The organism is Sphingomonas trueperi (assembly GCF_011927635.1).
GTDB lineage: Bacteria > Pseudomonadota > Alphaproteobacteria > Sphingomonadales > Sphingomonadaceae > Sphingomonas > Sphingomonas trueperi.
In genome coordinates, this window is the sequence record NZ_JAATJB010000003.1 from 236,849 (window position 1) to 250,578 (window position 13,730).

At 69.1% G+C, this 13,730-nt stretch carries 9 protein-coding genes; 7 read left to right on the forward strand and 2 right to left on the reverse strand.

Going from position 1 to position 13,730, the window contains the following annotated elements; genetic code table 11:
* Window positions 1–36 precede the first annotated feature (36 nt).
* The 3 genes from GGR89_RS06910 (at window position 37) to GGR89_RS06920 (ending at window position 3,910) form a co-directional block, all read left to right on the forward strand.
* Window positions 37–429 (forward strand): hypothetical protein, encoded by a 393-nt coding sequence (locus GGR89_RS06910; protein WP_125977037.1) that lies wholly within the window; start codon window positions 37–39, stop codon window positions 427–429.
* A gap of 109 nt (window positions 430–538) precedes the next feature.
* The gene (locus GGR89_RS06915; protein WP_125977038.1) at window positions 539–2,095 is read left to right on the forward strand and encodes an alkaline phosphatase D family protein; all 1,557 of its coding nucleotides are present in this window, start codon (window positions 539–541) and stop codon (window positions 2,093–2,095) included.
* Between the two features lie 12 nt (window positions 2,096–2,107).
* Window positions 2,108–3,910, forward strand: a complete 1,803-nt coding sequence (locus GGR89_RS06920) for an adenylyl cyclase (RefSeq protein ID WP_125977039.1) — start codon at window positions 2,108–2,110, stop codon at window positions 3,908–3,910.
* On the opposite strand, the gene GGR89_RS06925 is transcribed toward GGR89_RS06920, so the two are convergent.
* Window positions 3,907–5,118: an MFS transporter gene (locus GGR89_RS06925; RefSeq protein WP_125977040.1), complete on the reverse strand. Its 1,212-nt coding sequence runs from the start codon at window positions 5,116–5,118 to the stop codon at window positions 3,907–3,909. The two genes, GGR89_RS06920 and GGR89_RS06925, sit on opposite strands and share 4 nt — an antisense overlap.
* A 235-nt stretch (window positions 5,119–5,353) precedes the next feature.
* Between GGR89_RS06925 and GGR89_RS06930 the strand changes: the two genes are divergently transcribed.
* From GGR89_RS06930 to GGR89_RS06945, 4 genes are all read left to right on the forward strand, one after another.
* Window positions 5,354–8,341, forward strand: a complete 2,988-nt coding sequence (locus tag GGR89_RS06930) for a TonB-dependent receptor (RefSeq protein WP_125977041.1) — start codon at window positions 5,354–5,356, stop codon at window positions 8,339–8,341.
* A gap of 95 nt (window positions 8,342–8,436) precedes the next feature.
* The gene (locus GGR89_RS06935; protein ID WP_125977042.1) at window positions 8,437–9,171 is read left to right on the forward strand and encodes a SapC family protein; all 735 of its coding nucleotides are present in this window, start codon (window positions 8,437–8,439) and stop codon (window positions 9,169–9,171) included.
* Window positions 9,164–10,195 carry a cupin-like domain-containing protein gene (locus GGR89_RS06940; protein ID WP_125977043.1) on the forward strand — a complete coding sequence of 344 codons (1,032 nt, stop codon included), beginning with the start codon at window positions 9,164–9,166 and terminating at the stop codon, window positions 10,193–10,195. The genes GGR89_RS06935 and GGR89_RS06940 overlap by 8 nt, the downstream gene beginning before the upstream one ends.
* Window positions 10,196–10,223: 28 nt before the next feature.
* Complete coding sequence (locus GGR89_RS06945) at window positions 10,224–11,279, forward strand: LacI family DNA-binding transcriptional regulator (RefSeq protein WP_125977044.1); 1,056 nt, start codon at window positions 10,224–10,226, stop codon at window positions 11,277–11,279.
* Window positions 11,280–11,417: 138 nt separating this feature from the next.
* On the opposite strand, the gene GGR89_RS06950 is transcribed toward GGR89_RS06945, so the two are convergent.
* Entirely contained in the window at window positions 11,418–13,706 is a 2,289-nt protein-coding gene (locus GGR89_RS06950; protein WP_125977045.1) for a coiled-coil domain-containing protein, read from the reverse strand.
* Window positions 13,707–13,730 lie beyond the last annotated feature (24 nt).

The following is a 13,730-nucleotide window of genomic DNA, read 5'->3' on the forward strand; positions in this document are numbered from 1 at the left end:
GACGTTGCAGTAGGTTCGGCCACCTATAAGAGCCGGATGGAAGACCTGCGCCGACACCACGCCCAGATGCTCGCCGCGCTCGACGAACTCGAGCAGCTCACACGATCCGCCCGTTGCGACGACAAGGCGGTGATGGCGGTCCGCTACCGCCTGACCCGCGCCAGCAGCGCGCGGCGACGCGAAGTGGTAGCGCTGTGCGAGCGGCTGATCGCGGCGGGGGCGACGGACCCTGCGCTGAAGGCCCTTCGCGATGCGACCAACGTCTCGCGCGGTACCTCGAGCAGCCATATCGGCACCTGGACGCTGCGCCAGGTCATCGCCGACTGGCCCGGCTATGTCCGTGCGTCGAACCTGATGCGCGCGGCGCTCCGCCGGGAAGTCGCGCGCGAGGTGGCGGTGCTCGCGCCGCATTTCGCCCAGGCGATGTGAACGTTCACATTTCTGTCATCTTCGCTTGCCATGCGGTTCGAATGAGGTTTGCATCTCCCCGCTACGGCGGTGGCCGGGTGCCTGCCGCACCGCGCTAGGGAGACGAAGGATGCACACTACACGACGCGAGCTTTTGCTGGGCGCCGCCGGATCGCTGTTGGTGCTGGGCGCGCCGGGCATCGTCCGCGCGCAGCAGGCGTTCCGCGCCTATCCCTTCACGCTGGGCATCGCGGCGGGTGACGCTGCGGCCGACGGCTTCGTGCTGTGGACGCGACTCGCCCCTGAGCCGCTCGAGCCGCATGGCGGGATGCCGATGGTGCCGATCGCGGTGCAGTGGGAAGTCGCCGCCGACCCCGCCTTCAAGACGATCGCTGCCAAGGGCGAGGCGCTGGCCCGGCCCGAACTCGGCCATTCGGTGCATGTCGAAGTCGCCGGACTGCAGCCCGACCGGCCGTACTGGTACCGCTTCACCTGCGGGCGCGAGCGCTCGATGCGGGGGCGGGTCAAGACGCTGCCCGCCGCGGGTGCCTCGGTGGCGAAGGCGCGCTTCCTCGTCGCCGGCTGCCAGCATTACGAGCAGGGGCTCTATACCGCCTATGCCCATGCCGCGCGCGAAGAGGCCGACTTCCTCTTCCACTATGGCGACTATATCTACGAGGGCCGCGGCAATCCGGTGGCGTTCGACTATGGCGGCAACCCCCGGAAGTTCATCCGCGCGCATGTCGGCGAGGAGCCGTTCAGCCTCGACGACTATCGCCGCCGTTACGCCCAGTACAAGACCGACGCGGATCTCCAGGCCGCGCACGCCGCGACCGGCTGGTACGCGACCTTCGACGACCATGAGATCCAGAACAACTGGGTGGCCGACCGCGACCAGAACGGCACGCCCCCCGAGGCGTTCCTGCTCCGCCGCGCCGCTGCCTTCCAGGCCTGGTACGAGCATATGCCGGTGCGCAGCAGCTCGATCCCGCATGGTGACGGCATCCAGGCCTATCGCCGCGCCCGCGTCGGCGACCTGCTCGATCTGCACCTGCTCGACACCCGCCAGTATCGCACCGACCAGCCCTGCGACGACGGCTTCAAGGCCAAATGCGCCGGCTGGGGCGCTGCCGATGCGCAGGTGCTCGGCACCACGCAGGAAGCGTGGCTGGCGCGTAACCTCGCCGAGGGCAAGGCGCGCTGGAACGCGATCGCCCAGCAGGTGATGATGATGCCGCTCGATCGCCGCATGGGCGACGAACCCGCGCCGATCCGCAACATGGACAGCTGGGGCGGCTATGACCTGCCCCGCGAGCGGCTGTTCTCCAAGTTTGCCGGCCACGGCAATGTCGTGGTGCTGACCGGCGACGAGCACCAGAATTATGCCGGCGAGCTGCGCACCCGCGCTGGCCAGGGCGACGCGGTGGCGGTGGAGTTCGTTTCCACCTCGATCAGCTCGGGCGGCGACGGGGCGGACGTCCGCGCGGGCAGCGACAAGATCCTCGGCCGCAATCCCTATCTGAAATACATGAACGACCGGCGCGGCTATCTGCTGTGCGACGTCACCCGCGACCAGTGGCAGGCGCAGTTCCGCACCGTCGACACGGTCAGCGAGCCGGGGGCGCCGGTGAAGACCGCGCGCACCGCGATTGTCCAGCATGGCCGCGTGCAGCTCGACTTCGCCTGACGGGGACAGCGATTGCACGAAGGCAAGGGGGGCGGCCTGCCCGATGCGAGCCGGCGCACGGTGATCCGTCGCGCCGGTGATGCCGGGCTGGCGGCGATCGCGGCGGCGGCAGCGGTGCCGCTACCGGTACAGGCGGGGGAAGCGATGACCGCGGAGACGACGCCCGATTTCGGGCCGAACGTGCTGGTGATCGATCCGTCGATGCCCGGCGGCGATGTGCAGGCGCGGATCGACGCGATCTTCGCGCAGCAGGAAGCCGCGCATTTCACCGATCGCCGCTTCGCCATCCTGTTCAAGCCGGGGCGCTACACCGCTGATATACGCGTGGGTTTCTTCACCCAGGTGTTGGGGCTCGGCACGGTGCCCGGCGCGGTGACGATAGATGGGCAGGTCCGCGTCAATGCCGACTGGCTGAAGGGCGACGCGCTCGCCAATTTCTGGCGCGGCGCCGAGAACCTCACCATACGCCCGCCAGCGGGCTGGGACCGCTGGGCGGTCTCCCAGGCGGCGCCCTATCGGCGGATCCACATGCTCGGCGATCTGGTGCTCGACGATGGCGGGTCGTCGAGCGGCGGCTTTCTCGCCGATTGCCGGATCGAAGGCACGATCCGCGCCGGCAGCCAGCAGCAATGGTATAGCCGCAGCAGCCGCATCGGCGGCTGGCAGGGGGTGAACTGGAACATGATGTTTCAGGGCGTGCAGGGCGCGCCGGCGACCAGCTTCCCCGATCCCGCGGTGACGACGTTGCTGCGCGTGCCGCTGCTCCGCGAGAAGCCGTTCCTGCAGGTGGACGAGGCTGGCCGCTGGTCGGTGTTCGTGCCCGCGTTGCGGCGTGACGCGGTGGGGACGAGCTGGGCGGAGGGGGGGGCGCCCGGCAGCGCCTTGCCGCTCGCGCATTTCTTCTTCGCCCGACCGGGGATGGACGCGGCGACGCTCAACGCCGCGCTCGCCCGCGGCCAGCATCTGCTGTTCACGCCGGGGGTCTATCGGCTCGACGCGCCGCTGCGGGTGACTTCGGCCAACCGCGTGCTGCTCGGCATCGGGCTCGCGACGCTGCAGGCGGTAAAGGGCAATGCGGTGGTCGAGATGGACGATGTGCCCGGCGTCACCATCGCCGGGCTGATGATCGATGCGGGCGCCGTGCGCTCGCCGGTTCTGGTGCAGGTGGGGCCGCGCGGCAGCACCGGCGACCATCGCCAAAATCCGGTGCTGCTCGCTGACCTGTTCTTCCGCGTCGGCGGGGTGGAGGTCGGCAAGGTCGAGACCTGCCTGGAGATCAACAGCCACCATGTCCTCGCCGACCATCTGTGGATCTGGCGGGCCGATCACGGCGATGTCGACGGCACCCGCGTCCATGTCGGCTGGGACGAGAGCACCGGCGATCAGGGGCTGGTGGTCAACGGCGACGACGTGACCGCACACGCGCTGTTCGTCGAGCATTTCCAGCGCTACCAGACCTGGTGGCGGGGCGAGCGCGGGCGGACCTATTTCTACCAGAACGAGCTGCCCTATGATCCGCCCAGCCAGTCGGCCTGGATGGCGGGCCCGACCCGCGGCTGGGCAGCCTACAAGGTCGACGACCAGGTGCGCGCGCATGCGGCGGTAGCGCTGGGCGTCTATGTCTATTTCCGGACCAACCCGCAGGTGGTGCTCGAAAGCGCGATCGAGGCGCCGGGGCGGCCGGGGGTGCGCTTCCACCATGTGACGACGATGTCGCTCGGCGGCGGGATCGGCACGATTGCGCATCTGGTGAACGATACCGGCGCGGCGGCGCGCCCCGGCGCGACGATGCAGCGGCTGCTCGCCTATCCTTAAGCGGGCTCGCGTACCGCGAGCATCACCAGCCCGCCCGCCAAGGTGAGGCCGGAGAGCAGGAAGAGCAGCGGCGCGAAGCTGCCCGGCGTCGCCGCCATCCAGGCGATCGCCGTGCCGACCAGCGCGGGCAGCGTGTTGGTGAGATTGAGGATGCCGAGGTCGCGGCCGCGATGGCGTTCGCTCGGCATCTCCTGCATCCAGAAGGCGCCGTGCAGCGCCATGAACAATTGCGCGCCGACGCCATAGACCAGGAATCCCGCCACCGCGATCGTGCGGGTGCCGGCCAGGCCCATGACGAGCAGCCCCCCTGCGGTGACCGCCGCTGCCGCCAGCAGAAAAGGCTTGCGGCGGCCGATCCGGTCCGAGAGGCGACCGAGCAGCAGCGTGCAGGGCAGGGGGAGGAGGTAGGCGAGCACCAGTGTGCGCCCGACGAAATCGGCGGCCGCGGCGGTGGTCTGTCGGGGCGGCAGGTCGGCGAAATAATAATAGAGGTAGAGCGTCAGTCCGTTGCCCGCCGACTGGAGCAACAGCCGCGCGACCCAGGCTGCGGCGAGGTTGCGGCGGGCCTGGCCGCGGGGAAGGGGCGCGGGCTGCGGCGGCAGGCGTCGCGCCGTGGAGAAGGCGAGCGGTGCGACCAGCAGCGCGATGACGAGCGAGAGGAGGCCCAGCCGCAGGGGCTCGGTGGCGCCGGGGAGCTGGACCAGTGCCCAGGCCGTGGCCGCGCCGATCGGGTTGGCGAGCGCGAGCAGGCCGCCGGTAAAGCCCTTCTGCGCATCGGGAATCTCGTCCGCCATCAGCGCGAGCAGCGGCGCCAGCACCGCATTCGCGGCGCATTGCACCGCGACCACCGCGAGCGTCACCTGGGCGGGCGACTCGGCGCGGGCGAACAGCGCATAGGCGAGCGCCAGCCCGAGCGTGCCGAGCAGCAGCCAGGCGCGGCGCCCGCGTCCGCGCGCGAGCGAGCGGTCGCTCAGCCAGCCGAAACCGATATTGGCGGCGATCGCCGCGACCGTCCCGATCGCCGCGACCAGGGTGAACAGGTTGAGTCGGTCGGCGCCGGCGATCGCCTCCACCTTGATCGGCAGGAACACCGTGAACAGCGGCAGATAGCCGATCGTCCCGCCCGCATTGGCCAGCGCGAACAGCAGCAGGAAGCGCCAATGCCGTGCGGTGCCTTGGGCGGGTACGGAGGGCGTCGGCGCGTGCATGCGGCGGCCGGAATAGAGACTGTAGCCGCACGTGCCAACGTTGTTCCTGCCGCTTTCGGCGCGCCGGGCAGTTCCGGCCAATGCTGCAACTCGGCCGCGCGAAGATGACAGTTCTGAGAACGATCCTCCGCCTAAAAACGACAGAAATGTGACTTGTTGACCCCGTAATGAATGTTTGTATGTGAACGTTCACATCATGGCGCGCCATGATTCATCCAACATGCGGGGAGCCAATATGACACGGGTACATGCAGGCAGGTCGATGCTGTGGCGCGCGGGAGTTTCCGCGCTCGCGCTGCTCGCGATGCCGGGGATCGCAGCGGCGCAGGATACGAGCGGCGCGACCGAGGCCGAAGCCAATGGCGACATCGTCGTCACCGGCATCCGCGCGTCGCTCCGCGAATCGCTCGAACTGAAGCGCGACGCGCAGGGTGTGGTCGACGGCATCACTGCCGAGGACATGGGCAAGTTCCCCGACACCAACCTCGCCGAATCGCTCCAGCGCATCACCGGCGTGTCGATCGACCGCTCGATCGGTGAAGGCTCGACCGTCACCGTCCGCGGCTTCGGCCCCAACTATAATCTGGTGACGCTCAACGGCCGCCAGATGCCGACCTCGACGCTCGATGGCGGCGCCACCGCGCCGACCTCGCGCCTGTTCGACTTCGCCAACCTCTCGTCCGACGGCATCGCCGCGGTCGAGGTCTACAAGACCGGCCGTGCCGACATCGAATCGGGCGGCATCGGCTCGACGATCAACATCCGCACGCCGCGCCCGCTCGACAAGCCCGGCCTGCACGGCAGCGTCGCCGTTTCGGGGATGTACGACAGCTCGAGCAACGCCAAGAACACGCCGATCACCCCCGAAGTCTCGGGCATCGTCAGCGACAGCTTCCTCGACGATCGCATCGGCATCCTGATCGCCGGCACCTATCAGAAGCGCAAGGCGGGCAACAACGAAGCCTATGTCGGCTGGAAGAACGGCCGCACCGGTTCGGACAAGGCGGGCGAGCTCGCCCAGCCGGGCGATCCGCGCTACGCCAACATCACCAACCGCCCGACCGGCGACCAGATCTACACCGTGCCGCAGAATGCCGGCATCGGCATCAACGATATCGAGCGCGAGCGGATCAACGGGCAGGCGGTGCTGCAGTTCAAGCCCTCCGACACGCTGACCGGCACGATCGACTATACCTATTCGCGCAACCGGGTGACCGTGCGCAGCAACAGCATCGGCGTCTATTTCAACAACAACGACACCGTCAGCAACTGGACCGGCGGCGCGGTGGCGAGCCCGATCTTCTACACCGAGCGGTTCAAGGCGAGCGAGAACAAGGACGTCTCCTACGTCAGCAATCTCAGCGCCAACCAGAGCGAGAACAATTCGATCGGCGGCAACCTGCAGTGGAAGCCCGAGGGCGCCTTCTCGTTCGAGCTCGACGCGCATCACTCGATCGCCAGGTCCGGCCCGACCAACAAATACGGCACCAGCACCTCGGTGAGCACCGCCATCTTCGGCGCGGCGAGCCAGACGATCGACTTCACCCATTACATGCCGGTGCTGTCGATCAAGATGCAGCCGGGCATCGACCTGCTCGATGCCTCGCGCATCCAGGCGACGGGCAATTCCTTCCGCAACGGCATGTTCCGGGACGAGATCAACCAGGTCCAGTTCAAGGGCCGCTACGATCATGGCGGGCTGCTCGACAGCGTCGATTTCGGCATCTCCTATGTCGATAACAAGGTCCGCTCGGCCTATGGCTTTCTCCAGAACAACACCTGGGGCGGCGCCGGCCCGGCCTCGGACCTGCCCGACAGCCTGTTCACGCTGGCGACCATCCCGGACAAATATCCGGGCCTCAAGACCGACGGCAGCCTGCTGATCCAGCAGATCTTCACCAAGAATTTTGAGACGCTGGTCGGCAATCTCGAGCGTCTCTACAAGATGTGCTCGAAGCCGCAGAGCGGCACGCCGCTCGGCCCCGACACCTGCCTCGCGCAGTACACCGTCGACCGCCACATCTCGGAAAAGACGCTGGCGCCGTTCCTCCAGGCGAACCTCAAGTTCGACGCCTTCGGCCGCCCGGCGCACCTTTATGCCGGTGTCCGCTACGAGAAGACCTGGATCGACTCCTCGGCACTCGTGCCGGTGGCCACGGGCACCAAATGGGTCTCGGCGAACGAGCTCAACGTCGTCTATTCGGGCAAGAGCGACTACACCTCGCTCAGCGGTTCGTACCAGAACTGGCTGCCCTCGTTCGATTTCGACATCTCGCCGCTCAACAACGTCAAGCTGCGTGCGTCCTATGGCCACACCATCGCGCGCGCGGACTATGGCAGCCTGCAGGGCGGCCAGACGATCGACTCGCTGTTCCGCGTCGACGGCGGCCCCGGCAGCCAGGGCAATCCGGGGCTGCTGCCGTACAAGTCGAAGAACCTCGATTTCTCTGCCGAGTGGTACTATCAGCCCGACAGCTACATCTCGGTCGGCTATTTCCACAAGTCGGTGGTGAACTTCATCGGCACCGGCCAGGTGAAGAAGCCGGTGTTCGGCCTGACCAACCCGGCCGACGGCCCGCGCTACAAGGCGGCGTTGGCGGCGCTGGGCGCAGGCGCGACCTCGAACGACATCCGCCAGTACATCTTCCAGAACTACCCCAATTCGGTGAAGATCACCGGCGGTACGCCGGGCAACTACACCGGCGACATCATCGGCCTGCCCGAGGACGCGCCGGTGCTGTTCACCGTCAACACGCCGGTCAACAACGACCAGACCGCCAATGTCCATGGCTGGGAATTCGCTGTCCAGCACAGCTTCTGGGAAACCGGACTGGGGATGATCCTCAACTACACGATCGTCGACGGCGACGTGCACTACCGCAACGACCAGCCCGCCACGGTCAACCAGTTCGCGCTGGTCGGCCTGAGCGATACGGCCAATGTGATCGGCTATTACGACAAGAACGGCATCCAGGCGCGCGTCGCCTATAACTGGCGTGCCGAGTTCCTGTCGGGCGCGGGGTCGAACCCAAGCTATACCGAGCCCTATGGCCAGGTCGATGCCAGCGCGAGCTGGGAGGCGCTGCCGCGCACGACCCTGTTCTTCGAAGGCATCAACCTGACCGGCGAAGGCCGCCGGACGCACCAGCGGACCGACCGCTATGTCGGCGTCACCGCGCCGGGCTATGCCCGCTACACGGTGGGCGTGCGCTACCGCTTCTGACGACCGACCTGGCCTTGCGGTTTCGATGCCGCAAGGCCCTTCCGCCCCGCCGCGCGGCGTGCCAACGCCCCGGCGGGGAACGGGGATTACCACGCATGAACGATCAACAGCTCGTGACCATCGACGATCACCGTGCGGTCCGTATCGACCGGCGGCGCGGCGCCGCGCTGGGCGACGCCGTCCAGCTCTGCCTCGTGGTGCCCAGCGAGTTCCGCCAGGTGCAGAATGCCTATCCGATCCTGTTCCAGCGGACGCCCGCCCGGGACGGGTTCCAGGCGATCGCGCTGTTCGGCTTCGCGCCCGAGGAAAACCTCTATCTCGAGGGTGATCGCTGGGATGCGCCCTATATCCCGCTGGCGATGGCGACCCGGCCCTTCCTGATCGGCCCCCCACCTGCCGGTGGCGACCTGGCCCAGCTCCATCTTTCCGCGGCGAGCCCGCGGGTGCTGGCACCGGGCGATGCCGGCTATGCCGAGGCCTCGCCGTTGTTCGAGGCGGACGGTACGCCGAGCAGCTATCTTGCCGCGGTGCTCGACGGGCTCGCGCAGCTCGACCGCGGCTACCGCGCCGCCCCCGATTTCTTCGACGCGCTGGAGCGGCACGAGCTGCTCGAGCCCGTCTCGATCCGCTTCGACGATGCCGAGGGCAATGCCCGGCATATCGTCGACTTCCACGGCATCCATGAGGAGCGGTTCGCGGCGCTCGACGGCGCGGCGCTGGGCGAACTGCACCGCGACGGCCATCTGCTCCCGATCACCATGGCGCTGGCATCGCTCGCCAATCTGCCGCTGCTGATCACGCGGCTCCAGCGCCGGGGCGCCGATGCCTGATCCCACCGACCTGTTCGACGGGCTGCGACCCGTGTCCGAGATCGCCGCCGCCGATTGCTGGGCGCTCGACCATGCGCTGGCGGCCTCGGCCGAGCCCTTCGTAGTCCGCGGGCTGGTCGCCGACTGGCCGCTGGTCGCCGAGGGCGGGAAGGGGGCCCCGAATATCCGCGCCTATCTCGCCGGCTTCGCGCGCGACACCGACTTCACCTATGCCGAGGGTGCGCCTGGCGCCGGCGCGCGCATCTTCTACGACGACGCGATGGCGATGAACCACCGCACCCGTCGCGCGCGGATCGGCGCGATCTTCTCGGCGATGGCAGCGGACGAGGGGCAGGCGGACGCGCCGCTCCGCTATATCGCCTCCACCGACGTGCCGCGCTTCTTCCCCGGTCTGGCCGAGGCCAACCCGATGCCGCTGGGCCCGCGCGAGGGGCTGGCCGCGACGATCTGGATCGGCACCGCCACGCGCGTCGCCGCGCATTGCGACGAGCCCGACAATTTGGTCTGCACCGCGGTCGGCCATCGCCGCTTCACGCTGTTTCCGCCCGACCAGTTCGCCAACCTCTATCCCGGCCCGCTCGACAATACGCCGGGCGGTCGCGCGATCAGCATGGTCGATTTCCACGCACCCGATTTCGTGCGCTTCCCGAAGTTTCGCGAGGCGCTGCGCCATGCGCGCACCGTGGTGCTGGCGCCGGGCGACGCGCTGCGCATCCCGAGCCTCTGGTGGCATCATGTCGAGGCGCTCGACGGCTTCAACGTGATGATCAACTATTGGTGGCGGACGCGCCCGTCCTGGCTCGCCGAGCCGCACGATGCGCTGCTCGCCGCGCTGCTCGCGATCCGCGACCTGCCGGCGGCGGAGCGGGCGCATTGGCGGCAGGTGTTCGACCATTATGTCTTCGCGCCCGGCGCGTCGGTGACCGCGCATATCCCCGAGGGCGGCCGCGGCATCCTCGATCCGCTGACGCCCGAAACGGCGGGGCAGCTGCGCGCGTATCTGTTGCGCCAGCTCAGCCGCTAGGCAAAAACGATGCAGGAGAGGAAGTCGCATGTCTCGTAGACGCCAGTCCGTGACCATCCGCCATGTCGCGGCCGATGCCGGCGTCTCGCTGCAGACCGTCAGCCGCGTCATCAACAAGGAGCCCGGCGTGCGGCCGGAGATGCTCCACCGCGTCCAGGCCTCGATCGCCAAGCTCGGCTATGTGCCCTCGCTGGCCGCGCAGCGGATGAGCGGATCGCGCTCCTATCTGATCCTCGCGCTCAACGATCGCGAGCGGACCATCGCCGATTGGCGCGCGCGCGAGGGGCGCGACTGGGTCGACCAGATGCTGCTCGGCGGCATGCTCGCCTGCGCTGCGCATGGCTATCGGATGATCGTCGAACTGGTCGACACCCAGAGCGACCAGATCGAGCGCGAAATCTCCGCCGCGATCGCAGCACTCCAGCCCGACGGCGCGATCCTCACCCCGCCGCATTCGCAGAACCCGGTGATCCTCAAGCTGCTCGCCGAAAAAGGGATCGAGATCGCCCGGATCGGCTCGGTCGCCGAGGGGCCGGGGCACATGCTGGTGCAGGACGATCGCGGCAGCGCGCGGCTGGCGACCGAGCATCTGCTGGCGCTCGGGCACCGCCGCATCGGCTTCATCGCGGGACCTGCGGAATATGAGCTGAGCGCCTGGCGCGTCGAGGGCTGGCGGGCGGCGATGGCGGCGGCGGGGCTGTCCTCGGACGGGCTGCTGGAGACCGGCGACTTCTCCTACGATGCCGGGCTGATCGCGGCGCGCACGCTGCTCGACCGGGCCGAGGTGACCGCGGTGATCGCCGCCAACGACCAGACCGCGCTGGCGACCATGGCGGCGGTGCGGGGGCGGGGGCTCAGCGTGCCCGAGGACGTGTCGCTGGTCAGCTTCGACGACACGCCGATCGTGCGGTTCGCCAGCCCGGCGCTGACCGCCGTCTCGCAGCCGATCGCCGACATCACGGCGAAGGCGGTCGAGCGGATCATCGATGCCTGTGCCGGACGGGCAGCCGCCTCGGCCGAGCCAGTGGTGCTGCCCTCGACGCTGATCGTCCGCGACTCGACCCGCCGCCCGCCGGCGCGGTAGGGTCTGCGCCCCTCGGACCGTCATTCCGGCGAAAGCCGGAATCCATTGGGGTCACCGGTGCGGTTCCCGCCGATAGCGAGAGGCGTCTGGATCCCGGCTTTCGCCGGGATGACGACTTGGGGGGAGGACCCCAGCCCCTCAGCCCCGCAGCCGCTCGATCGCCTGGGCGAGCGCGACATAGAGCTTGCCCGCATCGGACGAGAGCAGGGTCACCGCCAGCGGATTGCCGTCACGCAGGCTCAGCACCTGGCGGAGCATCGTCTCGAAATCATGGACATAGCGATGGACGTTCTCGCGGAACGTCTCGTCATGCTCGTACAGCCGGTGGATCTCGCGCGCCTCGTGCGGGGCGAGCAGGCGCACCGCGCGGCGGGTGAACACGCCGCGATCGCCCTTGAGATAAGCACCCCAGGCACTGTCGGTGACCTCGGCGGAGAAGGTCTTGGCGATGTCGATCGAGGTCGAGTGCAGCGCGTCGATCAGTAGCGCCATGCGGTGGGCGAAGCCGTCGCTGTCGGCGCGTTCCTGCGCGTCCTGCGCCTCGGCGATGCGCGTCTCGGCACGCTGGTTGGCTTCCTCCAGCACGGTCATCTGCGCGCGGAGATGCTCGGCGGCGCGCGCAGCGGCACCGATTGCGGCGTCGGCAGCCTTGGTCAGCGTGTCGACCTGGCGGCGGACCGACAGCTCGACGGCATGTTCGATCACCTGATCGGTGGCCTCCTGCAGCACGCGATTGACCGCTGGCACGATGCCGTCGATCGCCTCGCGGGCATGGTCGGCGGCCTTGTTGGCGCTGTCGCGGACGCGCAGCAGCGTTTCGATCAGCTCGGGCGCGGCGTCGCTGGTGAAGCTCTTCGCGTGGAGGATCGCGCCGTCGACCGCGCGGCTGAGCGTTTCGGCCTGGTCGGCGGCGGTCGCCAGTGTCTCGGCGAGCGCGGCGCGGCCGCGTTCGAGCGCGGTCTGCTGGTGGGTGACCGAGGCGGCGATTCCCGCCACCGCGTCGTGGGTGGTCTCGGCGGCGGTGACGAGGCCGAGCAGCTCGGGCTTGGCGGCGGCGATGCGCTTGCGCGTCGCGTCGATCCGCTCGTCGAGCCGCTCGAGTGCCGCGGGCATCGTCTCGTCGAGCTCGCGGGCGGCGGCGTCGAGCGCGGTGAGCAGGCTTTCGGCGGTGGCGATCCCTTCGCGCGCGGTGCCTTCGCCGGTGCGCATCGACTGGGTCATGCCGTCCATCGACTGGTGCAGCCCGTGGATCGCGGCGGCCAGCGCCTCGGTGCGGCGGGTGCCGGCGGCGTGGAGGACTTCCAGCTCCGAGTCGAACGTCGCGGCGCCTTCGGAGAGGCGGGCAAACAGCGCGTCGCCGCGCCGCTGCTCCTCGCTGAGCCGCGACGAGATGCGGATGATCGCATCCTCGATCAGCGCCATGCGCTGCGCCATCGCGGCACTGCTGTCCTCGGTGGCGCGTTCGAGCGCGGCCTGGTTTGCGCCGAGCATCGCCAGCATCGCGTCGCCCTGCGCGGCGATGCCCTGGCGCGACTGGTCGATCGCGGCGGCGGCGCGATCGAGCACCGCATCGACCTGCGCCGACATCTGGTCGGTCACCTGTTCGAGCCGGCTGCTCGCCGCCTCGCTGGTCGCTTCCATGCGGGAGATATGCGCGGCGAGCCGCTCGGCGGCGCCCCCGGCGATGCGATCGGCCTCGCGACCGCGCTCGGCGAGCACGGTCAGCTGGATGTCGAGCGCGGCGGCGGTCTGGCCGGCCTGGAGCCCGGCCTGGTCGACCCGATCGGCGAGCCCGCGCATTTCCTCGTGCGCCCTGGGCAGCGAGGCGAGGATCACGGAGACGCTGTGCTCGGCGGCGCTGGTCATCGCGCTCAGCTGCTGGGTGCCGGCAGCGATCAGTTCGGCCTGGCGCTGGGCGCTGGCGGCGGCATAAGCGAGGCGCTCGGCGGCGGCGTCGCTGAGCACCGACAGGCTGGTTTCCTGCTCGGCGAGCGCCTTGCGCTGGGCGAGGAGGCGGTCGGTGAGCGCGGCGGTGCGTGCTTCGAGTTGCTCGGCCGCGTCGCGCATGGCGCGTGCGGTATCCGCATGGCGGCGCGCCTCGGCGGTGCTGGTGCGCACCGCGATCAGGTAGAGCAGCGCGACCACCGCGGCGGGCACGCAGAGCGACGCGAGCAGCTGGACGCGCTGGAAGTTGCTCAGCGGCTCGTCCCAGGCGGGCAGCGCGAGGCACGCCATGCCATAGGTTGCGCCGACCCCGGCTGCGACCGCGAGCAGGGTGAGGATCCAGCCGAGGCGCGGCGCTTCGAGCGGCGCGTCGGGTGCAACGGGCGCGGGGTCGTCGATCACCAGGCTTTCCGCCAGCACGGGCGGCTCGGCGGCATGGGTTTCGAACGATACGGCGGATTCAGCGGTGGAGCCCCCAGTCATCGGGCCACTCTACCAGCTTTGCCG